A 23,650-nucleotide genomic window follows, 5' to 3' on the forward strand; every position below is an offset into this window, starting at 1 on the left:
AGAATTAGGTAAAAAGCGTTACGCATTACTACTTCGCGTAAAGGCATTCTGGCGGCTCATTAAAATCAACAATAAAGGTGTTCCGACAAGTGCAGAAAGTAATCCAGCAGGCATTTCATAAGGGTAATCAATGACACGGCCAATCCAATCGGCAACCACCATCAAAGATCCCCCCGCAAGAGCAGCAACAACCATTTGGAAACGGGCTTGAAGAAGGCCCAAGGACCTTGCGATATGAGGTGTCATTAATCCGACAAAGCTGAGCGGTCCGACAAGAACCGTCGCTCCAGCGGTTAAACAGGATGCCACAGCAAAAAGGACAAAACGTGATCTCCTCACATTAACACCGAGTGCGAGCGATACTTTTTCGCCTAAGTTCAAAACATCCAACGCACGTGATCCGGACAGGAGCGGTACCATCAAGACGCATCCGATTAACAAAGCACTACAGGCAGCTTCAAGACTAACCCCATAGGTTGATCCAGCCATAATACGAAGAAGATGAACGGAACGCAGGTCACCTGTTGCGGCCAAGGCGCCAATCAAAGCGTCAATCAAGGCACCCAAGGCAACACCAATCAAAATCATACGTTCTGGTTGAAACCCACTTCTTTTCCCAAAGGCAAAAAGAGTGGCAAGAACTATGCTTGACCCAAATAGAGCACCAACCGCCATGATTTCAGGGGTCACACCAACAACAAGATAGATGCAAACGCCGATACCCATCATCGCCCCGGCATTAATACCAAGAACTTCGGGACTCGCCATGATGTTACCCGTCAAACGCTGAAGAATCATTCCAGCCAGGGCCAACATAATTCCAGCGCTAAAAGCAGCAATAACACGTGGTACACGCCATTGATAAACATCATCCCAATTACCAGATAAATCGAAAGCCCATCCCAAATCAGCATCACGCCCAAAGGTAACAGCAAAAGCCACAACACCGATTGAGATCAATAACATAACAATCAGCACCTTCAGGCCCGCCGTTTGTCGCCAAACAACCGAAACTTCGTTTGTTTGAACTACGGTTTCAAATTTCATTCTGGGAATCAGGAACAATAAAAGAGGAGATCCTAAAAGTGCTGTCACGGCCCCCGTTGGCACAAATTCACGCAAGCTACCGGCCAGGATCTGAATAACCGCGTCAGTCATCCACAACAAAGCAGCACCAATCAATGCGCTCCATATCAATTGAGAGAGAACTCGTCGCGCACCGCAAAGCCTGACAATCATCGGTGCGACGAGTCCGATAAAGCCGATAACCCCGACAGCACTTGTTACAAAAGCAGCCAAAGCAATCGCAATGGATACTGCAAAAAAACGGATCATCCCCGGTGAAACACCCAAAGACGACGTACTACCATCCCCCAAAACCAAAAGGGAGAAAGGCCGCACCATCACCATGGACAAACCAAACAGAACCAATAATTGAGGCCAAAGTATATTCGCAACATCCCAGCTTTGTTGAGACAGAGATCCAGCACCCCAAATAAACAGGCTGGCAAGATAACGATCGTTTAGCAAAACAAGCAAAGAGGCCAGTGCACCAAAATAGAGACTAACAATCAGCCCAGTTAAAACCAGTGAAATCGGTGAAAAATCCCGGCGTGCCATGAGACCAAACACAAGAGCAGCAGCAACACCAGCCCCAACCAGAGCAATGACTTCACGGCCATACACCAGTGTTGCTGGGAAAAATAATCCGGCAATGACCAAGGCCAGATATGCCCCTGCAGATACCCCCATTGTCGTTGGAGATGCGAGTGGATTACGCAACGCCAGTTGGAGTATTGCACCGGAAAACCCAAGAGCAAGCCCAGAAAGGATTGCCACGCTCAAACGTGGTAAGCCGGAATAAAGAACGAGCATCTCTCGAACATTGTATTCATCGCAGCTTATCCCATTGCTCAGGATATCCTGAAGGTCCTGCCCCATAAGTAACCAGGACAAAAACAGAGCGACACCAGTGATTGTAAAAAACAGAGCCGGGTTATAGTTGCGCTGGATTTCACTCATGAATAACGGCTTTCGAGATGAGACAAGATCAAAGAAAGAAAACGTTCCGCGGATGGCAACATACCGAACATCATGACTGGTGGTAACAAAGCAAAGCGATCATTTTGCACAGAAGGTAAATGCTTCCACAGCGGACTTTTTTCCAATGTTGGCTTTATGTCATCCATCAGGGGTTCAAAAACAACCAACTCCATATCCTCAGAGGCTTCTGATGCCAAACGTTCCAATCCAATTGTCTGAAATCCCCAATAATTGGTTTCACCCGTCCAGGCATTGATCAACCCAACCTCATCCATCACATTTTGGTATAAGCTATTCACGCCATAGACCCGGGCATGACGCGCATCCATAAAATTCAGCAGTGTGAGAGAAGGGTAATTTCTTTTAGCTACGAGATCTCGTGCAGCAGCCAGTTTTGTCTCAAAGGATTTGAGGTAATCTGCTGCTTCAGCTTCCATGCCAAGCAAAACACCAAGTTTTCGGGTGATCTCGCGAGAAGCTGATAAAGGTTGGCTTTGTCCGTCAAAAAGCGGGATAATTTCTATTGGCGCAATTTTTTCCAACACAGGTTTATGGCTGGTTGTATAGGGTGTCATAATAATGAGATCGGGTTTTAACCGTGATACGGCCTCCAGATTAATAACCAGATCCTGCCCAATATCTGCAACAGAATTAGGTAGTTTTGGCTCTCGCACCCAAAAATTCCAGCGTTGAGCAGCAATCACACCAACAGGAGGTAACCCGAGTTCTATAAGCGTCGTTGCCGACCCGTAATCAAGACATATAATACGATGCGGCTTGTTCTCGCCGTGAGAATTTTGCGCGACAGTCAGGGAGGGGAAGAGTGATGCAGTCAATCCCATCGTTCCCATGGTCAAAAACCTTCGTCGGTTTAGGTGTAATTTCTGCGCGCCCTTTATCAGCTCACTCTCATGATCAGGCAACATAGGTGATTGCCCCCTCACCTTTCGGATGTGGTAAAACCCCCATATCAACCCCAAAGATCTTTGCAAGCGTTTCGCTTTGCAGGATATCACTTGGTGTACCATCTGCGATTAGCTCGCCATCCCGCAATGCCAAAAGGCGATCACAAAAACGACCTGCCATATTGATATCGTGCAAAACCATTAGAACAGAGATATTTTTTTTACGAGCAAGATCCCTTATCAGATTTAAAACTTCAACCTGATGGGAAACATCAAGGGCCGAAATAGGTTCGTCCAGAAACAGGCATTTCGCATCTTGCGCAATCAGCATGGCAATCCAGACACGCTGGCGTTCACCCCCAGATAAATTATCAACCTGACGGTCACGTAAAACAGACGTGTTGGTCAATTCCAAAGCTTCATCAACTTTTTGCCGATCCCGATCAGTAAAACGACGAAACGCACCGTGCCATGGGTAACGACCATGGGAAACCAGTTCTTCAACCAAGAGACCTTGTGCCGGTGGTATATGCTGCGGCAAATAAGCGACATGACGGGCAAAATCTTTTTGCTTCCATGTACTGAAATCAACATCATTTAGCTGTAAGGTACCAGTCGATGGTTCCATCTGACGGGCAAGAAGCTTAACCAGCGTTGATTTACCAGAACCATTATGCCCCAAAAGTCCGCATACAACACCAGTTTGTAGGCCTAGGCTAACGGGTTTCAGAATAGACGCCGAACCAGCCGTGAACGAAAGCTCACGACTGGTTAGAACAGGCTGTCTTTCTGAAGAAAGGACAGTTTGATGCAATGTCATTAGAAACGATAACGAAGGCTGGCTTGTACAGTTCGCCCCTCGTCCTTATAACAACTTCCGGACGCACAGATCTGCCCATCTTTATCAAAGATATTGTTGGCGTTAATCTTGAACTCTGCCCCTTCAAGTTTGTTACTTATCTCCCCAAGGTCATAACGTAACGCAGCATCAAAGAAATATCGTTCACTGTTTTCAATGGTATTTGTATCATTACCTTCACTTTCGCCAAAGTAACGCACACCACCGGATACACCTAACCCTCGGAAAGAGCTGTTTTGAAACTCATAATCAACATAAGTTGAGAAAGTATGGAGAGGAATACCTGAAACTTGTTTTCCGATTGTACCTGATGGACCATCTTTAATTTCAACGTCGGTATAGGCATAGGCCGCATTCAAGCTGAGACCCTCCATCAAGCTTGCCACTGCTTCCAGCTCAAAACCGCGCGAGCGCATGTCCTGTTGGACTTGAACATTAATCCCTGAGGATGAATCAAAAACAACACCATCTTCCTGATCAATCTGAAAAACAGAAGCCTGGATGATCGCATTTTCATTCAGGAATTCATACTTTAAGCCTGCTTCCATTTGCTCCCCGACAGTTGGCGCTGCCGGCGTACCATTCACAAGATTACCTACATTCGGCGTAAAAGATGTCGAATAGTTCGCAAAAGGTACCAAACCGAAATCTGTGACATAAGACAATCCTAACTGCCAGGACATTTCTTCTTCGTCTTGTTTGATCGTACCCGTGTTGTTTTTGGTTTCTGCATCAAGAAAATCGTACCTAACACCTGCATTCAGACGCCATTGTCGCCAAGCAAGTGAATCATGCATGTAAATGCCGATCTGATCCTGTTCCTGCTCGACATCCAGTGCAGGGTTCATCGTAATCGCCCCGCCTATTGCGCCAAAACCCTGACGTTGATCATACTCGTTCGCACCGTAATCAAAACCACTGACCAGCGTATGCTTAACAGATCCGGTTTCCACAGACGTAATAAGGTGGTTATCGATCACAAACGTTTTTTGCTCTTCCACTGCCAAGCCAGCATTCTGGATTGATCCATCTGCCCCCTGTCGAAAAGCATATTCCAGGTTGATATCAACATCGGCATAGCGAGTATTTTGACGGAAGGTAAAGGTATCGTTGAAACGATGTTCGAACTCATAGCCTAGGCGGTACTGTTCATGATCAAAGTCATTCCAGTCTTCATGGCCGCTGTAGAGATCTGTTATACCGTTTGCATCATTGAAGAAGAACGCCGTCCCGCCAGTCTGAGAGTCCATATATTCAGTCAGAACAGTAAGTTTGGTATCTTCTGTTGGTCGCCATTCGATAACCGGGGCAATATATGTGCGGTTATCATTATACCCCGGCAGATCGGTTTCACTATCCCGAACAACGCCCGTCAGACGATATTTGAGGGTTTCTTCTTCATCAACAGAATCAGAGAAATCAAAGTTCCCCTGAAAACGTTCATTATTACCAAGAATAAACTCAACTTCGCGCAAACGATCTTTTGTTGGGCGCTTTGTAACAATGTTAGCAAAACCACCTGATGAGCTGGCTCCATAAAGCGTGGATGACGGCCCTTTAAGTATTTCAACGCCTTCAACACCATAAGGTTCAGCACGGTACACAGCCGAAGAACCGCTAAACTGACGCAACCCGTCGCGGAACACGCCGTTATAAACTCCATCAAATCCGCGGATGGTAAAAGAATCATACCGATTATCAAAACCAAAGGCGCTGGTGACAATTCCCGGGGTATAGGCAAGCGCTTCATTCAAAGTTCTTGGTGCCCGATCATCCAATTGTCGCTCTGTCACAACCGAAATATTCTGCGGCACTTCAATCAGTGGCGTATCTTTTTTAGTGCCGATCTGACTTACCAATGGAACGTAGCCATCCTGTACAAGGGTATCATCACTTTCGGCCTCGATCACTATGGGAGCCAGACGACTATTTTCCTGATTGGCTTCCGGATCAAACTGCCCAATTGTGACGGCATCATCATCAGAGATAATAAAGTTCAAGCCAGTACCATCAAGCAACACAGCAAGAGCACGTTCAATGGACATAACTCCGTGTACACCAGATGTTCTTAAACTTTCCAAGGCAGCACTATCTGCCAGAATTTGGACATTGGCTTGTTGTCCAAAAAGTAAAACCCCCTCTGCTAAGGATTGCGGCGCAATCTGGAAACGTAAATTTTGTTGCTGTGCCTGTGCAATTTCGTCGGCTGCTTTTTGATTGGCTGTTTGGGCAAAACCACTGTTAGTCATTATCAATGATGTTGCCAAAGCTGTTGTCATCATCATTGCATAACGGCGCAAGACTTTAGTCTTACGTATTTCTTGAACCTCACTCATTGAGCGGTCTCCACTATTTTTCGTTGAGAGCCTGAGCCGAAACCCCAAATGCGAACAAGTCGCATTTTCATCTCCTATAACTCAACAACGAAGGAGCGCGCCCGTTTTTCAATTTTTTTTATTTTTTTGATAAAATAATTACCCAGGGAGAAATTTCAGTCACTTCAAGCCCATGTAAACTCGCAATTCCACGAAGGCTTTTACGTGGCTGTTCAAGCTTAAAAACACCCGTCAAACGTTTCTCGCCAATATCGGCATCCTGAATAAAGATATGTCCGTTAAAATAACGATCAATCTGGCTTACAACTGCGTCAAGAGATTGATTATGTACTTTCAAGTACCCTGATCGCCACAAAGCGATATCACCTACCGGGCTTTTAGACAGGCTATAACCTCTCATTTCTTGAAAACTAATTTGCTCGCCGGGCCTCAGTTGCACCGAAACGGCTTCATCCTTCAAGTCATTAACCTGCACAAGCCCTTCGGTAACTGCCACACGAATGTCTTCCGCCTGTTGATCAACAACAAAGGCTGTGCCTAGAACTGTCGTTTGAACATTCTCTTTGCCAACAATGAAAGGATGATTCTTATCTTTTTTAACTTCAAAATAAGCAGAACCAGATAAAATTGTTACCCTTCGTTCCTGATTGGAAATTTCGACATTAATCGCGGTATCAGGTGCGAGAATAACCCGGCTGCCATCTGCTAAATCAACAATGCTTATTTCAGAACTATTGCTCGCAAAATCAGCCCCAAGGTATTTGAAGTGGGGCAATGAAAGCCCTATGACCAAAAACAAAATCAGCAAAGCAGCAGAACGCATCAAACCACGCGCAAAGCCTGATTTAGTGATAAGGTGCCCAAAAGCAGTAGCAGAAGCCCTTCTCACTTCCTCAAACTCCTTGTCTACAGGCAAGCTTAACTGAGGAGCTTTGACTGAGACCACCTGCCTATTCTCCAAAGATGACCCAACAATACCCAATAAATGCCAAGTGTGAGAAACCTCTTCCCAATCTTCCCGATGATTAACATCACTTTCAAGCCACAACTGAAAATCCCGCTGTAAAGACAGGTTATCAGGATCATCATTTAGTAACACGATCCACTCGCTGGCTTTTTTGGGGATCAGTCGTTTGTTTGTCATGCTCTCACTTGTCTTGTTACGGCATTTTCTGCCTTATAAATACAACGCATTAGCGCATTGTTTTTTCAATTTCTTTTAAATCTCGTATTCAGTTTGTTTTTTTAAGCTTGCTTTACAGTGATCCAGGGCGCTTGCAACCATGGCATGGGCCGTACCCAATGATACATTAAGCTGACTGGCTATATCGGCCAACTTCAAGCCAGAAAAACGATGAAGTTCAAAAGCAAGCCTCGTTCTTTCGGGAAGTTCATTTAACGCGACATGTAACACACTCAATTCCTGGCGGGCACCGGCATGTTGTTCAGGAGAAACCTGTTCCAAACCGTGAGAACTCAATGAGAAATCTTCATCCTGCATATAGGCGTTCTCACGCGTTTTCTTTCGTAAACTATCCAGACAAAGATTTCGAATTATTTGATAGAGATATCCGACAGGCTCTTCTAGAGGCACATTATTTTGTTTTCTACTTTCGACACCAATGACACGAAAATAGGCATCCTGCACCACATCTTCTGCTGTGTGCCGCTCTCCAACAATGGAATTTGCATAACCAACCAATTCTTTGCGGTGAAGCATAAAAAGCTGCAACAGGTCATGTTGGTGGACAATAGTACTCATAATTTTAACCTGAAGCGAAGACACACAGTAATTGCGAATGACTTTCAATTACAAAATATTTCATATTAATGTCAAACATCCTGAGGTTGTGTTTTAGCTATGGGGATTTCTTGGTCTCGACTTTATCCAAACTGAATCTCTATCCACTAACCTTTTAAAAATGTTATTTTTCAATTAATTATCAAAAAAATTTTACACCGAAATTTTATTTAAACCTCACCTCCTCTCCCTAAAAACAAGAAATTCTATTGCTTTAATAAATTTATCTGATAATGAGTATCACTATTATTTAGAGTCGATTTTTTATTTCCAAACAAACAAAGACCGGAAAGAACATGCGTGAAGGTACAGAAACAGAAGCCTTAACATCACTTCTAGAAGTTATTGATGCAGCCGGTGCCGTAGGTTGGGTTCTGGCTGGTATGGCTCTCTCTGCGGCTATCGTTACTTTCTACAAAATAGTCGTCTTTTGGCGTTCAGGCCTTTGGCAAACCAAAACTTTGAGACAAGCACGCGCAAAATTACGGCAGGGTGAGATTGTAGAAGCCGTGCGTATGTTAGACCGTTTACACCATCCTGCTGTTCAACTTGTTACATTGGGGGTTGATCGTGCTCGCACAATCGGTCTGGATGACAAAAACCTTGAGATAGAGATGGAACAACTCTCTCTTGGTGTTTTGGAACGTCTGAAGTCCGGTATTCGCTATATTGGTGCCGTTGCAGCGCTTAGCCCTTTGATGGGATTACTCGGAACCGTTCTCGGTATGATTGATGCCTTCCGGCAAATGGAAGCTGCGGGCAATCAAGTTGACCCTTCTATTCTCTCGGGCGGTATTTGGCTTGCACTTCTGACAACTGCAATTGGCCTTGTCGTTGCTATTCCTGCAACGGCTGCGCAAATTTGGCTGAACAGTGTTATCCAAAAAACAACACGCCGATTGGAAGAAACAGGCACAGCGGTTCTCACTGGATTACATATTCACACGCTCAAAGCACGTTCCGTTAACAATGCCGTTAACTTTGCGGCTGAATAAATATCATGCGCCTATCAGGTGAAAATACGGATAAACTACCATCAATCAGCCTGACATCGCTGATTGATGTTGTCTTTATTCTGCTGATCTTCTTTATGCTGGCTTCAAGCTTTCTCGATTGGCGCGAACTTCCTATTCAAGGACAAGAAACAAAAACAAGTTCAGCATCCTCACAGTCACCAAAAGATACGCTACAATTAACCCTTTTACGAAATGGATCGATCAAGCTTGGCACAAAAAATATCAATCGAAATGAGCTTGGGAAAACTCTGGCGGCAAAAACATCTTCGCTGGAAACAATCAAAGTTTATATAACTGTTGAAGATGGTGTGAAGATGCAAAACACCCTCAACTTTCTGCAAGAATTAAAGGAATTTGGGTTGGTTGACTTAACTCTTCAGGAGCAACCAAAAACATGAAAATCAGACAAGACGATAACTCTGCAGAGTTGACAGAAAGCACATTGCCCATGATCAATGTTGTCTTTCTGCTACTGATATTTTTCATGATTGCAGGATCTTTACAGAAAACGATCCCCTTCAATATAACCCCACTACAGGCACAGGCAGATACAGCCCAACAACAAGCACCTTTGATTATCCACGTTGCAGCCGACGGGCGCATCATGGTTGGAGAAAAAGAGGTTACTTCGAAGACGCTTAGAAGGACTATCCTGGAACAGTTAAGCACCAATGTTTCTTCCGCCAGTTCATCACCCCCAAATTCAATGTCTTGGTCTCCTGACAAAGCTTCAGAAACACAACCTTCTCGCCCGATTACAATCCGTTCTGACCAGTCAACCAATACTACGGCTGTTGTCAAAATCCTTTCTCTCCTGAAAGAAATGAATATCAAACAAGTTGCACTGGCAACCGTACGTTAAAGAAAAGGTGCAACCGTGGAACTAACGATACGTAATGGCTTGTTCGAAAAACTGCTTACTCTTTTCGGATTGCTCACCCTCTGTATCCTTATGATTACAGCTTTAATTCTGAGTCATAAGCAACATGCGGGGTTTGAAGATGGTAATGAAGGCGGTAGTATTGTTGTTTCCCTCTCCTCTGCACCCGGCGCAGAAGCCGCAGCGTTTGGCGAAAATAATTCTGAATCAGATATACCAGAAGCAACCAACAGACCAGAAGCACGTACCGCACCAGAAGTTCCAGAATTACCAAAAGAGATAGAACCAGAGCCACGGGAACGGACAGAAACAGTCGTCGCACTTGAACCGGAAATAATCCCGGAACAAGAGAGACCCCAATCTGAAATCATTGAACCTGCTGTAACCTCTGAACCAGTTGTACAACCAGACCCTATTGTTGAAATAGTTCAGAGACCTAAATCAAAACCCAAGCCACCTGTTCGAAACAAAGCTGAAATCGTTGAGAAAAAGAATATTTCAAAACCTCTCCCTAAAGTAAAGAACACGCCGGTTCCAACCAAGAAAGCGGATACAGGGAAAAGTAACGAAATTATACAGGCCACCAACATTGGTGCTCAAAGCGAAGACAAGAATTCTAGCGGACAAAAAGGTATTAACCCGAATAAAAGTAAAAACCTAGGCAGTACCAGTCAAACTGGCAATAATAACGGGGCAGGACAAAAAGCAACGGGCGATTATTGGAAAGCTGTACAAATTCATCTTGCACGTAATAAACGGTATCCCCGCAAAGCAAAAAGACGTCAGATGCAAGGTGTAACCTTTATAGAATTAACCCTTCTTTCATCCGGTAAAGTAGAGAGTTATAAGATCCTCGAAAGTTCAGGATTCCCACTATTGGACAAGGCGGCAATCAAAATGATAAACAAATCGGCACCCTTTCCACCTTTTCCTGCCAGCATTACGGTTCTACAGATGACACGCCGTATTCCCGTCGTCTTTAACATTAAAAAATAATGGTCAGAGGCCATCATGTTGCTATGGGGGCAAGTATAAAGACGTTACACACAATTATAAGGCACGAACGTCATTATACTGTTCGTGCCTTATGGCTTCCAATTCAACACAGCTTTAAATATAAAGAATTACATATCTAAATCGCACCAATCACATCAACACGGGGATATCCGTGCTTTGATAAATCAATTTCAGTTTTGACATGATAAACACGAGCAAGATTGTCACGAGTCAACACTTCTTTGGGCGTACCGCTGGCAATAACTTTCCCGTTCTCCATTAAAGCCAAAAGATCACAGTAACGAGCGGCCAAATCCAGATCGTGCAATGCCGCGATAGATACGCTGCCACTCTGCTGCACTTTGTTTTTTACGAGGTCCAATACAATCATTCGCCAATGTAAATCCAAAGCAGACGTCGGCTCATCAAGCAATAGAAGCTCTGGCTCTCGGATAAAAGCCAAAGCCAATCCAATCAACTGTCGTTTTCCACCGGATAACGTGTGCAAGGCATCCAGTTGAAAATCACTTAACCCCAGATCATCAAAAATACGTTCGATTTTCCAAGAGAGTTCTCTATTGCTGTAGGGTAAAGCAAGAGCACGCGCTGTACTCCACATCAATTCTGTCGGTGTCAAAGCGGTTGGTGCTGGAGCTGTCTGAGGCATCGTCGCAACTTTCTCAGACCACCGTTTTCCACCAACCACATGTAAATTTTCACCATCAAAGACGACATCACCTTTTGATTTTTTCTCACCAGAAAGGCATTTCATAAGAGTTGACTTGCCAGAGGCATTTGGTCCCAGTAAACCAACAATCATTCCGCCCCTCACATCCGGAAAGCTTATGTCATGCAGAATTTTCTTTTTGCCGTAAAAAGCAGACAAATTTTTGACACTTAATCTCATGATGGCCTTCTCCGTCTTTGAACCAGCAAAGACAAAAATAGGGGAACACCGACAATTGCCGTTAAAATCCCCACGGGAATAATAACCCCGGGAATAAGTGTTTTGGATAGCCCGGAAGCAATCGACAAAATCAAAGCACTACATAAAACGGCACCCGGTACCAACATACGATGATCTTCACCAAGTAAAAGTCGCGCTATGTGTGGACCAACCAGCCCGACAAAACCGATAGTACCAACAAAACACACCGCAAAGGCCGCCAGAATTGAAGCCCGGATAATCACCCATGTCCTTAATCTGGAAACATTAATGCCCGTACTTCTGGCGTGCGCTTCCCCGCCTCGTAATAGCGTTAACAACCAGACATGTTTCAAGCTGAAGGGAAAGATAACAAGGAAGCAACACGTCACAATAGCAACTTCCAGCCACCCCGCTTTAGTGAGATTGCCAATCGTCCAAAACACGACCTGTTGTAGTGCATCAGCATCTGCGATCAAATGAAAACCTGAAGCAATTGCATTGCATAAGAAGACCAACGCAATGCCAAACAAAATAACAGTTTCACGGGCGCCCCCAGATAGTCGAACAACCATCAGGATCAGACAAGACGATCCCAATGCACCAATAAGAGCGAGTACAGGCAATATAAACGCTGGTGGCACAAAGGGAATTGTTGGCAGCAAAACAATTGCGACACTTGCCCCCAGAACTGCGGCTGATGACACCCCGAGAGTAAAAGGGCTCGCCAGGGGATTATCCAAAACAGTTTGCGTCTCGATCCCCGATAAACCCAATGCAGCCCCAACCACAATCGCAATCAAGGCATCGGGTAATCGCACGTCCCACAAAATGATTTTGTGTCGCAGCTCAAGACTTTGAGGGCTTATCAGGCCATCAACAATCTGCCCGGCACTCAGTCCAGACGGCCCGGCAAGAATATCCAGCCAAAGACTGAGAACAAGTGCAGCCAACAGCCCTGACAAAATGAAGATACGTCGTCGGCTTAGACGTGAAAATTCGACCTCAAGAGTGCTAGTTTGCATCATGTCGATAGGTCGCAAAATATTCACCATCAACCCCGAACGGCATAAACTCATCGTAGATATCAATCAGGCTTTGTTGCGGATCAACATCTTGAAAGCGATCAGGGTGTATCCATTTTGCAAAAGCCTCCAGAACAACAATATTAAACGGAGAGTTATAGAAATTATGCCAAAAGCTATGTGCACGGCTGCTACGAATAGCATCCATTGCCTGAAATTCATCCGCGGCCAAATAGCCAGATAAACTTTTCACAGCCATTTCGGTTGTCATTCCGGCTCCCATGGCAACAGGTAAACTACCTACTTTAAACTCACCTAAGGTGCCAGAGGCTGTTCCAATCCAAACGTCAGGATTTTCATTCAACAGAAACTCGCTCGTATGCAGAGCGGTTGGTCCGGGCGCAACAGCATCCGCTATATTCTTACCACCAGCAACCTCCACAAACGGGCCAAGCATTCCATCAGCCATTCCCCAACAACAGGCTCTTCTTCCGGCATGAACCTGCAGGAAAACAGTCGGGCGATTTTCAACATTATCCACCCGTTGCCTTACCATCGCCAACCGTTTTTCATAGTGGTTGATATAGCGTGCGGCCCTTTCCTCTTCCCCCAGGATTTGACCCAACAATCGAAGCGACGGAATTGTATTATTCAGGGGATCAAGACGGAAATCGATAAACACAACCGTAATACCCGCTGCATCCAGCTGTTGCATCAACTCACGATTTTTTGCATTGGGGCCATGGTCACTTAAACCAAAGATTGCGACCTCTGGCTTCAGATCGATGATCTTTTCAACAGAGACACTATCTGCACTCCGACTTCCAAATAGAGGTATTTCTCTAGCCTCTGGAAACTTGGCTTTTAACTTCTTGTCCAACACGGGATGTGTCCAGCCCATTGTTGTCATCATGCCAACAATACCCTGTACAGGGTTTTCCGGCCGCAAGATTGAGAGTGCCGTCAAATATCGCCCTTCACTTACGACGAATTTTGAGACAGGAGCTTCTATAGAGATTTTCCGTCCAGCCAAATCAGTTACTTCGAGTAAGGAAGCATTAGACTGTTGAGCGACAAAAAAAGATAGCACGACAGCAAAAAAGAGTTTCATGAGATTGTCCTCAAGCAAGGAATGGTCCGAAACTTTTCAGCACACGAACCATTCTTGCTCAGTATTTAAATTAAAATTCTGCACGTACAGAAAACAGGAAAGAGCGACCTGCTTCTAATGCAGGTTCAACATTGGTGAATTCCTGGCCGTAGGATGCCCGGTCAGCATAGGATGCATCATTGAGATTGTTGCCCTCCAATCTCAGTGTCAGAAACTCAAAATCTTCCGGCTTATATTCAGCATAGAGGCCAAAGGTGGCATAACTGTCTTGAGGATTTCCGCCCCCTTTGGTCGTATCTTTGTTTTTCAAGGCAGCATCTACGGTTCCACCAACTGAAAGACCTGTGTCTTTAAAGGTATGTGCTGTCTCAAAGGCAATAACACGACCCAAAGGTGCGCCAAGGTATTGCGTCGTATCCGAGTCAGATAAAGAGGGATCTCCGTCCACTTTAATGCCTGTATCAGAATAGGAAATATGGGCAAATCCATCCGTCCAATCATAACCTGCACCGAGTTCGAAACCACGCGTAACAAAGTCATGCCTCAAATGAGGGCCTCCCCCCCATGAAGCTCGTCTTGCATTTTCAATATCACTGCTAAAAACGCTCGCATCAAAGCTGAAGCCTTTAAATTCTGTCTCAAAACCAATCGAGTAGTTTTGTGACCGGGTTGGCTTTACTTCGTTGCTGTTATAATCCCAGGATCCGGGGTTATAGATATATGCCTCGGCCAGACTTATGCCGCCAAAAACATTGGAATAGCCGCCTTTCAAGGTCACACCCTCGATAACTTCATACGCAACAGACGCATTCCCGCTCAGCCCCTGATTATCAAAATTGGTTCCATCCAGACCAGTAAAATACTGTGTGTCGCCACGGGCACCAAAAGAAAGGCGCAGATTTTCCAAGGGCTCTATTCGAGCTTGGCCGAATATGCCTACGTTTGTTGCCTTTTCATCAGTAGACGGGGTTGTATTGTCTTTGTATTCGTTCACATCGTGATAAAAATCAACACCGGCAGTAATCTTGTTATCTTCGTCAAAATTAAAGTCGTTTTCGAACTTTCCTGACAAACTGGTGGTCGCCGCATCACTGCCAAATGGTGACGGCACCTCAACCGATGAGACACCATATCCAAGTGTAACCCTTGGATCGATCCAACCTGATGCCTCGGTCATATTGTAATTAAAGACAAGATTTGAACGCTTTAGAGCATATACACGCTCAGGATCTTCATTTCTATTTGTTAAATTCTGAAGGTTGGCACGAAAAGGACGATCGGCTTCATCATCAACAAGCTCACCCGAGATTTCAAAACGGTGAACATCATGTTCGTATCCTGCTTTACCCAGAAAAGATCTTAAGTTAGTTCCCGTTCCTACCGTTTGATTTCCATCGCCATCGTCATAGTCATCGCCTTTGCCCCACTTAAAAAAACCAAGGGCTTCAAAATCACCAACACGCCCAAACAACGCATTACCATTGGTATAGGTCTCACTGTTGGTGTCATAGCTTGCCGTTACAAAGCCACCATAGCTTCTTCCCTCTTCCAGGACATCATCAACATCCACCGTTTCATAAACAATACCACCAGCTAAAGCCCCTGGGCCAATATCTGCTGGAGCAATGGTTGGATCAACACGCACAGCCTTAAGAAGACTAGGATCAATTAAATTGTTTCCGGAATGGTGAAAAACCTTATTGTTTTGGCGCGCGCCATCAATGGTAACAGCAAGGTTATGTTCCTCGACACCGCGTACATATACCTTCTGCGTGCTCGGTATTCCACCACCGACAGAAACAGCTGCTTCGCCTGCAAAAACCTCTTTAACCGAAGTCGGATTTCGACGTGCCAGATCAACACTTGAAATATACTTGGAATCAACACGGTCAGCACTACCGGCATGACGATCAGAGTTTGAAACACCTGTAATCAGGATCGGTGATAGTGTTGCTTCATCTGCTTCTGTATTGCTGGATGAAACCAGAACCGAGCCATCAGCAGTGACTTCATATTTCAAATCCAGCCCGGCAATCATTTCATTCAAAGCATCTTGGGCTGTCATTCGACCTCTGACTGCATTCGCTTTTACGCCGCGGACAAGGTCGCCATGCGCAGAGATCTGCAGGCCAGATTGAATACCAAAGGTACTTAAACTCTTTGCCAAGTCCTGTGACGGGATATCGAAATCATACTCTTCACTAATCGTGCTTTGCGCAGCAACTGTCGGTGCATAGGAAAATGAACTGCCCATTACCAATGCAAACGCTATTCCCTGCAATATGCTTTTATTGCGCGGATACCCCCGAAACCTACTCATAAACTTTTCCCTCATACCCCAAAAACACACTCAATTAAGAATGCGTCTCATTTAAAACTACATAAAGACGGATTGAGATAAGAGGATTTTCAAAAAAAGAATCTTTTTTTCAGAAAAAACTTCTAACTATTTGAAATTACAACAAGCCAAGGAGTGATTTGATAAGCTTCTGCCCCGATGGAGTGCGCCAGTGCCTTTAAGGCAGTAACTGGTTTTGAGAGTAAATACATACCTGTTACAGGCTGTTTCTTAAGGCCTTCATCGGCGATGACAACAATGCCGCGATAATGTCGATCCAGTGCATTCACGACGTCCAAAGCAGAATGGTCATTTGCGATATACCGCCCGTCACGCCATGCCGAAATATATTTAGGTGACATATGACCTCGTACAAAATCACCTGACATTGCGACATCAATACGATCCCCAATCTTGAGGATTTCTGCATGCGACACATTTTGATCCGGCTTAACGGCAACAGTTCCTTCCTGCACCATCACAGCAACATTATCTTCAACAATATTGACGTCAAACGCTGTTCCCAGAACGGAAATTTCTGTTCCGAGAGAAAACACCCGAAAGGGTTTTTCCGGGTTATGGCTAACATCAAAAAAAGCCTGCCCCTCCAGCAACTGAATATCACGTGAATTTTTGGAATAATTCAATTTCAGCTTACTTTCAGGCCCCATATAAACCTGAGTTCCGTCCGCCAATGCCACCTGACGAACTTCACCCGTCGCCGTTGCATAGTCGTAATCAGCAAGAGGCTCAAACCTTAGAACAAGAGCAACTAGAATAGACGCCGCCACAGCCATAAAAGACATCATTTTGAACTTGGACCGACGGAAAGCAACAATGTTATTTACCGCTTGTTCCCTGACGATTTGAGATTCCGCCCATTGATCCTCATACCGGGGAACAACCGCCCCCATCAGCTTATAAGTTTTGACCGCTTTCTTCCAGGCTTCGGCATGTTCAGGCTTTTGCTCATACCATTGCGAGAATGCAGATATAAGTGCCTTATCGTCAGGATTCTCTTTCATAACCAGCAACCACTCGCTGGCTCTTTGAGGCTCAGTAACGTTACTCATTACCACCCTCATCAGAGAATATGTATTTAACAGAAACTTTCATTATTCCATCACTAGACGACAACAAGCCAAACACACGTAAAACTTTAAATACTCTATATAGACTGTTCTTATAGTAAGAATTTTCAAATTTTTAATCCAGCCCCAGCTTCTCGCTACAATATTCCAACGCCTGTATAACCAACGAATGGGCTGTACCCATTGAAACACCTAGCTTCTCTGAAATTTCTTTATAGGTAAAACTGCCAAATCGATGCATCTCAAATGCGATACGACAGCGTTCAGGAAGCTCATCCAACGCTTTCCTCACCACTTCAAGTTCCTGTCTTGCTGCCACATCTCTCTCTACGGATGGTGTTTCTTCTAATAAAAGGTTGAGTGCTGCGTTGGCATCCAGATCATCTCGGCTTTGGTCACGGGCCAGTTTTCGCTGCAGATCAAAACATCTGTTACGCACAATGCCGTATAAATAGGCCAGCGGTTCAACAACGTTCTTTTCTTGAGTAGCTTTTACAAACTGAAAATAAGCGTCCTGAACAACATCTTCCGCATGGAAATCATCCCCAAGAATTTTTTTAGCATACCCGACGAGCTCCCCTCTGTGCACAAGATATATATCAAGAGTATCGGAACAGGATTGCATTAAATTTCAACTCATCTTAATGCGCAAAATGCAATTGATAATGATTATTAATTTCATCGATATATAATTTATACACACCAAAGAGCAAGCATTATTAATCCCTCATATATTTAAATGACCTATTTCTGCTCAAAACGTGAAAAGGGTAGTCTCGATTTTTTACAAATCGATAAAGTACTCGTTTCCCCCGGACGCAAAAAAGCCCCCACCGCTTATGCGATAGGGGCTTTTAAGAACTCAGTGGTTGCGGGGGCACGCAACCCCCGAGAATTATAACTCTTAAAAGTATTAGAGCTATTTTGATGGGTCATTTTCAAAGGGGGCTTTATGTACGTGCCGCTTCAAAGGCCGTCCATGCTTTTTCGAATTTGGCAAAATCAAAATCTTTATCCCTGGCGGGTTCTAGGACTAGCTTTTCTGTTTCCAGTAAATGATGAATTGCAGCTTCCAGTTTGGGAAGAATTTCTGTGGGTATCACAAGGGCGCCGTGTCTATCAGCGTGAATCAAATCACCATCATTCACGACAAGGTCGAATACCGTCACTTGAGTTTTAATTTCCTTCACATGAACAAAACCATGGGATGGACCAACAGATCCGGCAATGACAGAAAAGCCCTCAGGTAAATCACCGAGGTCTCGCATAACGCCATTCGTTAAAACCCCGCTCAGGCCAAAACCTTTATGTACCGTTGTATTGATTTCTCCCCAATAAGCACCGATACAATCTGGGAAATCGACATCTTCTATCACGGCCAATGCAGGCAGATGAGCAGAAGCCATGTACCGATAGTAATCCATCCGACGTTTTTTAATTGTTTCAGGAGGCTCAGAAGGAGGCTTGATCGCAGAAATCTTGGCTGTCCGCGCATATCCTGTTATGGCACCTGCGGTTACATCAGAAGCAATCATTGTCCCGCGGGTAAAGCTATTAAAACCGCGCTTTCCCTGAGCAACCTCAATCGCATTGCAGACAGTCGGGGTATCAACTTCTTTTAATAAGCTCAATAATGATTGCTTCATAAATCCTCCAACCATCGCGATAAAATCGCTGTTGTTTCCTCGGGTTGTTCAAGAGTAGGCATATGGCCAGCATTCTCGATAATTTCCAGAGAGCTATGTGGTAACAATTCATGCATCATTTGATGTCGGGAAATCGGACAAAGTTTATCTTCACGCCCACAGAGAACAAGCGATGGGCCATTATGCTTTTTGAGCGTTTCTGTCTGATCTATTCTATCTCGTAACGCCTTGGATTGACGGATAAACACATCAGGCCCTAGTCCTGTCGCCATGTCTTTACACAGCTCAATTATATCCGGATTACTTTCAGGATCTGCTAGGTAATTCGGGATCATTTCATCCCGCATAATCCGGTTGAGCTCTCCTGTCACAGCTGCTGTCATCTGAGGGCCGCGGCGTTGTTTAACTTCGTCCAACTCTGCCAAAGGATTAGTATCCATCAGAGCAATACCAAGAACCCTTTCCGGCGCCTGCCGCAAAACTTCCATTGCAACAATCCCCCCCATCGAGAGCCCCGCTAAAGCAAACTTGTCAGGTGCACAGGAAAGAATATCACTCGCGAATCCTGCCATCGTCTCTCGCTGTGCCAATGGCATTGTCATCAATGGTACCGCACCTGAAAGAGTTGATATTTGAGGTGCAAACAATCGTGCATCGCACATCATTCCCGGCAAAAAAACAAGTGGGGTCATAACACCAAAGCCCTTGTTTCAAAGCTATATACACCTTTTGTATTCAACAGTTCAGAAGATAAGACACAAAAGAAAAACACAGTGCGCACCATCAAGCCCCTGTCCAAGTTGCTCCGGCTGGATCATCTGTCGCGGTCACACGATAAAGGCTTGCTTCACCCGTCATGGCAGGCGCCAAAGCATGAACCTGCTCAGGATCAATCAAGGCTGTATCTCCAGGATTCAAAACGGTTTCTCCGTCTTGCAGCCTTAATTTCCAATGACCACGAACTGGCATTAGGACCGTATGCCTGTTACGTGAAGTAAATTCATCCGGCTCAGATCCCCGGGTTAAAAATTCAACGTCAAAGCCAGGTTTATCTTTCAAAATAGCATCAGTACCTATGATTTTTGCCGGTTTGTTTGCGGCCAATGCCATCATGTCCCAATAGCGAGCAACATAATTACTGATAACGTTCTCGACAGGAACTTCAGGGAATGCCTTAAGCTCTTCTTCTCTCAAAAGTGACATGGGATTCACATTGTGCGGCAGAACTTCACCTTTTTTTGTATCATAGAGAGTTCCATTTTCACCAAGAACAAGCCCATGTTCTTGAGCTTCTTCAATTACCTGCGGTGCCCATGTCACCCCACCCCCGGCATCATCACCACCCAGAATGGCCATGATCATTCCATAATCGGTACCAACGTTTTCAAACCCGCGAAAAATACCCGTCGGAATATTAAAAATATCACCTTCTTCAGCAATGAACTCTCCTGCGTCCCCATAACGCCCCCAAAAGAAGCGCCAGCGCCCTTTCAGTACAAAAAACACTTCGGCTGTTGTATGGCTATGTAGCGAATTTCTGCACTTAGGTGGCTGCCCCGCAGCACCTATGTTGAAGCCTGGAGTATCTTGAATATGGACGTGTTGATCAGGAGACTCAGACACGCCACCGCCAATAATCGTGAAGTTTTCTTTTTGGTCACTACCAGGAGTGTGAGCATCAATGAAAGCAGTTTTACAAGGTTGCAAATCACCATAACGAACAATACGATTTTCTATGGAAGTCATCTTCGGTGTCCTATTACCATAACGTTGATATTGTTCTCTGAAAACTTTTGCCCGGAAAGTCGGTCAGCCTTTCAAAAAACAATTGCTCATGTTCATAAGTTTCGCTTTTGAGAGAGCTAACTTACTAAGATAAAATAAAAAAAATTCAATTACACATCGCCTGTTTGCAAGAGGATTTGTTTCCATACCGCAGTTTCATCAAACAGGGTCCATTCACGACGAAGTTTAATTTCGCCTGGTTTGATAGCCCCAAATTCAACATGGCTAGCACCCATTATATGAACATTGGCACCGGTAGGTCTCCCAAAGGAACCCCATCCCTCATGCTTACCGGTCAATCCCCAACGAATTGCAGAGCGCGGCGAAAGGTATGAATCTTCACGCCCCACTTGATGTTCAATCTGAAATTTTGCACTCGGGAAAGAAGCCCGCAAACCCATCCAGAAACGCTCAACGGGATCCCAACCATACCCAGTGATTCCACCAGCAACTTCACTTTGCACAGCCCGGTCATATTCAGACTTAATAACAGTAATGTCAGCATTCATAATCCGTGTAAGAATATCAGCGTGACGTGCACCCCATTCATTTTCATTTCCCCGTCCTTTGTAAGGACCGACCTGATCAATCGTCGGGGTAAAGGGTTTTGTGCTGGCTTCGAGGCCACCTTCTCTTTTGATAAGATCACGCGCATATTCTACTGGATCCCACCCCATTTGACGTACAATCGCACCTTGGTCTCGAATTAACCATTCATCATCAATGGCATTGTTCTTGGCGTGACAATCGGCAATTACCCGATAGGCTAGTTTCTTTCCCGTAGCCTTACCATAAACACCATCACCAAGATGAGTTGCTGTCGTTAATATCCGGTGAGAAGAGAGCAGACCTTCCTCTGGGGTTCCGGACCAAATGACATCCTCACCCAACAATTGCCGATCAGGAAACTCTGCCAATGTTGCCATGGTCGCCCCGATAACGTTCTGATTTCCTAAAACAATATTCATAGGACTACGGACAACGATATCAGGAGCATAATACTCATGTAATGTAGCTAAACCGCGGTCTTCCCATATTTCTTTCGTGATGCCGATAATATAATCTGGGAAGTTGTCAAACTTGGGATTAAAGCCCTTCATTTGTTTTATCCTTCTGGTGTAAAGCCTTGTGGTATGCGGGCAGAGCCTCGAATAATTAAAGGTCCGTCGATGGCAATTTTGCGAGGACCGGCCCCATTACCTTCTATTTCGTTCAAGAGTAAATTTACGGTTTCAGCAACCATACGATTGGCGGGTTGCCGTACTGTAGTTAGATTGTAGGCAGGCCACGAAGTGGTTGGAACATCGTCATAACCGACGACAGAAACGTCTTTGGGGATCAGTAATCCCAGTTCAAAGCGCAGAACATCCATCACGGCAAATGCCATATGATCATTCGCGACAAAGACGGCATCTGGTGGATCAGTTGCAAACATACGACGGGTAGCTTCAGCCGCTTTTTCCATTTTAAAATCGCCGACTTCGCGTGCATGTAATGTAATACCAGTTTCGGCCAAACACTGTGTAAATCCGGCTTCACGATCCCGTTGAGTAGAAGCCCCTTCCCAACCGGCAATATACCCTATCTTTTTATGACCACTCGCTAACAGAAACTCAGCAACTTTGCGCCCACCAGCAATATTATCCGATGTCACGGCAGACATTTCCGGACCATCCTGAGATCTGTTGAATAAAATCATCGGTACACCAGCCGCCTGGCAGCGATCAGAAAGCTCTGATGACATAGCAACAGAAGCTGCAATTATCCCATCAACCTGATAATCAAGAATTTCCTCAATCACGTCATCGATATTAGACGCCGTCATCGGTGCCATAAAAACCAGTACGTGATACCCCCGTTCCTGCAAAGCGTTAGACAATTTTTCCAATGCTTCGGGATAAAAGTGATTTTCCAGATATGCCACCACCAGACCAATAATACGCGAGCGGCCCGACACCATTGCCCTTGCCAAAGAATTGGGACGATATCCCAACTCAGCAGCGGCTTGATGAACCTTCTCAACGGTCTTTTTCGAAGCAGATGCTCCGGGCGTAAATACGCGGCTGACTGCGGATTGAGAAACACCGGCTCGTTTGGCAACTTCTGCTGATGTAATGCGAGGGTTATTCATTCTGCTGTCCACCCCCCATCAATCATCAAAGCAGTTCCTGTAACCAGCGCAGATGCATCTGAAGCCAGATAAACCACGCCCCCCATAATATCTTCAACCTTCCCTACCCGACCCAGCTTAATTTTCTCTTCAATCCATGCCCGGCGCTCTGGACGGTCAAATGTTGACTGAGTCAATGGCGTCAGGACAAAAGTAGGACAAATAGTGTTCACTCGAATGTTTCTTTTTCCCCATTCAATGGCCATGGATTTTGTGAAACCCTCTACTGCATGTTTGGTTGCAGCATAAACAGCGCGGTCAAGTCCTCCTACATGGGCCATTTGACTGCTGATATTAATAAGAGACCCCGGCTTTCCAACCATCATCAATCCCTTTGCCACTGCTTGGGTTAAAAAATAAGCCCCCTTAACATTTAAATCGGCGACACAGTCAAAATCTGCCTCTGTCGTATCCTCTGCCGAGCCATGACGTGCCAATCCCGCAGAGTTCACTAAAATATCAAAGGGGCCGTTTTCGGTGACGAGGGTTTGCATCGTAGAAACATCAGAAACATCAAGAACCAGCGCCTCTGCCTTCATTTCCGCGACACGCATTTTTTCCACCAGATCCGCCAACAGATCTGGACGACGCGCGGCAACAACAACCTCTGCCCCGGCTTCCCCCAGCGCCACAGCACAGGCTAGGCCGATGCCTGAACTGGCCCCGGTAACCAATGCGCGTTTGCCATCAAGACGAAAAGAAGGGGTAGTGGGAAGTGCCATA

General features: G+C 45.2%; 22 protein-coding genes. 4 read left to right on the forward strand and 18 right to left on the reverse strand.

Features of this window, described 5'->3' with window-relative positions; all coding sequences use genetic code 11:
- Positions 1 to 18: 18 nt before the first annotated feature.
- From fhuB to WH96_RS15895, 6 genes are all read right to left on the reverse strand, one after another.
- The gene (fhuB, locus tag WH96_RS15870) at positions 19 to 2,022 is read right to left on the reverse strand and encodes a Fe(3+)-hydroxamate ABC transporter permease FhuB (protein WP_047765186.1); all 2,004 of its coding nucleotides are present in this window, start codon (positions 2,020 to 2,022) and stop codon (positions 19 to 21) included.
- Positions 2,019 to 2,969: an ABC transporter substrate-binding protein gene (locus WH96_RS15875; protein WP_204248217.1), complete on the reverse strand. Its 951-nt coding sequence runs from the start codon at positions 2,967 to 2,969 to the stop codon at positions 2,019 to 2,021. Before WH96_RS15875 ends, fhuB begins: the two co-directional genes overlap by 4 nt.
- On the reverse strand, positions 2,959 to 3,768 hold the full coding sequence (locus tag WH96_RS15880; RefSeq protein ID WP_047765187.1) for an ABC transporter ATP-binding protein: 810 nt from the start codon (positions 3,766 to 3,768) through the stop codon (positions 2,959 to 2,961). The genes WH96_RS15875 and WH96_RS15880 overlap by 11 nt, the downstream gene beginning before the upstream one ends.
- A complete protein-coding gene (locus WH96_RS15885) occupies positions 3,768 to 6,143 on the reverse strand; it encodes a TonB-dependent siderophore receptor (RefSeq protein WP_204248218.1) in 2,376 nt (791 codons plus the stop codon). The genes WH96_RS15880 and WH96_RS15885 overlap by 1 nt, the downstream gene beginning before the upstream one ends.
- A gap of 118 nt (positions 6,144 to 6,261) precedes the next feature.
- Positions 6,262 to 7,287 carry a FecR family protein gene (locus WH96_RS15890; RefSeq protein ID WP_047765188.1) on the reverse strand — a complete coding sequence of 342 codons (1,026 nt, stop codon included), beginning with the start codon at positions 7,285 to 7,287 and terminating at the stop codon, positions 6,262 to 6,264.
- A gap of 75 nt (positions 7,288 to 7,362) precedes the next feature.
- A complete protein-coding gene (locus tag WH96_RS15895) occupies positions 7,363 to 7,905 on the reverse strand; it encodes a sigma-70 family RNA polymerase sigma factor (protein ID WP_047765189.1) in 543 nt (180 codons plus the stop codon).
- Between the two features lie 335 nt (positions 7,906 to 8,240).
- Here WH96_RS15895 and WH96_RS15900 point away from each other — a divergent pair, with 335 nt between their 5' ends.
- Genes WH96_RS15900 through WH96_RS15915 form a run of 4 tightly spaced genes read left to right on the forward strand, consistent with a single transcriptional unit; the run spans position 8,241 to position 10,836 of the window.
- On the forward strand, positions 8,241 to 8,939 hold the full coding sequence (locus WH96_RS15900) for a MotA/TolQ/ExbB proton channel family protein (RefSeq protein WP_047765190.1): 699 nt from the start codon (positions 8,241 to 8,243) through the stop codon (positions 8,937 to 8,939).
- A 5-nt stretch (positions 8,940 to 8,944) separates the two neighbouring features.
- On the forward strand, positions 8,945 to 9,358 hold the full coding sequence (locus WH96_RS15905; RefSeq protein ID WP_047765191.1) for an ExbD/TolR family protein: 414 nt from the start codon (positions 8,945 to 8,947) through the stop codon (positions 9,356 to 9,358).
- Positions 9,355 to 9,822 (forward strand): ExbD/TolR family protein, encoded by a 468-nt coding sequence (locus tag WH96_RS21515; RefSeq protein WP_053006020.1) that lies wholly within the window; start codon positions 9,355 to 9,357, stop codon positions 9,820 to 9,822. The genes WH96_RS15905 and WH96_RS21515 overlap by 4 nt, the downstream gene beginning before the upstream one ends.
- Positions 9,823 to 9,837: 15 nt before the next feature.
- A complete protein-coding gene (locus tag WH96_RS15915) occupies positions 9,838 to 10,836 on the forward strand; it encodes an energy transducer TonB (RefSeq protein ID WP_047765192.1) in 999 nt (332 codons plus the stop codon).
- 136 nt (positions 10,837 to 10,972) lie between these two features.
- Here WH96_RS15915 and WH96_RS15920 read toward each other — a convergent pair whose 3' ends face one another.
- The 12 genes from WH96_RS15920 to WH96_RS15975 all read right to left on the reverse strand — a co-directional run bounded on the left by WH96_RS15920 (position 10,973) and on the right by WH96_RS15975 (position 23,649).
- Positions 10,973 to 11,743 (reverse strand): ABC transporter ATP-binding protein, encoded by a 771-nt coding sequence (locus WH96_RS15920; protein WP_047765193.1) that lies wholly within the window; start codon positions 11,741 to 11,743, stop codon positions 10,973 to 10,975.
- Positions 11,740 to 12,789 carry a FecCD family ABC transporter permease gene (locus WH96_RS15925; protein WP_047765194.1) on the reverse strand — a complete coding sequence of 350 codons (1,050 nt, stop codon included), beginning with the start codon at positions 12,787 to 12,789 and terminating at the stop codon, positions 11,740 to 11,742. The genes WH96_RS15920 and WH96_RS15925 overlap by 4 nt, the downstream gene beginning before the upstream one ends.
- Positions 12,776 to 13,897 carry an ABC transporter substrate-binding protein gene (locus tag WH96_RS15930; RefSeq protein ID WP_047765195.1) on the reverse strand — a complete coding sequence of 374 codons (1,122 nt, stop codon included), beginning with the start codon at positions 13,895 to 13,897 and terminating at the stop codon, positions 12,776 to 12,778. Before WH96_RS15930 ends, WH96_RS15925 begins: the two co-directional genes overlap by 14 nt.
- Positions 13,898 to 13,967: 70 nt before the next feature.
- Positions 13,968 to 16,217, reverse strand: a complete 2,250-nt coding sequence (locus WH96_RS15935; RefSeq protein ID WP_047765196.1) for a TonB-dependent receptor — start codon at positions 16,215 to 16,217, stop codon at positions 13,968 to 13,970.
- 122 nt (positions 16,218 to 16,339) lie between these two features.
- Complete coding sequence (locus tag WH96_RS15940; RefSeq protein ID WP_047765197.1) at positions 16,340 to 17,308, reverse strand: FecR family protein; 969 nt, start codon at positions 17,306 to 17,308, stop codon at positions 16,340 to 16,342.
- 133 nt (positions 17,309 to 17,441) lie between these two features.
- The gene (locus WH96_RS15945; protein ID WP_047765198.1) at positions 17,442 to 17,951 is read right to left on the reverse strand and encodes an RNA polymerase sigma factor; all 510 of its coding nucleotides are present in this window, start codon (positions 17,949 to 17,951) and stop codon (positions 17,442 to 17,444) included.
- A 325-nt stretch (positions 17,952 to 18,276) separates the two neighbouring features.
- A complete protein-coding gene (locus WH96_RS15950) occupies positions 18,277 to 18,972 on the reverse strand; it encodes an RraA family protein (protein WP_047765199.1) in 696 nt (231 codons plus the stop codon).
- The gene (locus tag WH96_RS15955) at positions 18,969 to 19,664 is read right to left on the reverse strand and encodes an alpha/beta fold hydrolase (protein WP_047765200.1); all 696 of its coding nucleotides are present in this window, start codon (positions 19,662 to 19,664) and stop codon (positions 18,969 to 18,971) included. Before WH96_RS15955 ends, WH96_RS15950 begins: the two co-directional genes overlap by 4 nt.
- A 91-nt stretch (positions 19,665 to 19,755) precedes the next feature.
- Complete coding sequence (locus WH96_RS15960) at positions 19,756 to 20,718, reverse strand: cupin domain-containing protein (RefSeq protein WP_047765201.1); 963 nt, start codon at positions 20,716 to 20,718, stop codon at positions 19,756 to 19,758.
- A 149-nt stretch (positions 20,719 to 20,867) separates the two neighbouring features.
- Complete coding sequence (locus WH96_RS15965; protein WP_047765202.1) at positions 20,868 to 21,857, reverse strand: nuclear transport factor 2 family protein; 990 nt, start codon at positions 21,855 to 21,857, stop codon at positions 20,868 to 20,870.
- 5 nt (positions 21,858 to 21,862) lie between these two features.
- Entirely contained in the window at positions 21,863 to 22,888 is a 1,026-nt protein-coding gene (locus tag WH96_RS15970; RefSeq protein WP_047765203.1) for a LacI family DNA-binding transcriptional regulator, read from the reverse strand.
- Positions 22,885 to 23,649 carry an SDR family NAD(P)-dependent oxidoreductase gene (locus tag WH96_RS15975; RefSeq protein ID WP_047765204.1) on the reverse strand — a complete coding sequence of 255 codons (765 nt, stop codon included), beginning with the start codon at positions 23,647 to 23,649 and terminating at the stop codon, positions 22,885 to 22,887. The genes WH96_RS15970 and WH96_RS15975 overlap by 4 nt, the downstream gene beginning before the upstream one ends.
- Position 23,650: the final 1 nt, after the last annotated feature.

Origin of the sequence: Kiloniella spongiae, from assembly GCF_001026905.1 — a bacterium.
In the GTDB taxonomy this organism is placed as follows: Bacteria; Pseudomonadota; Alphaproteobacteria; order Kiloniellales; family Kiloniellaceae; genus Kiloniella; species Kiloniella spongiae.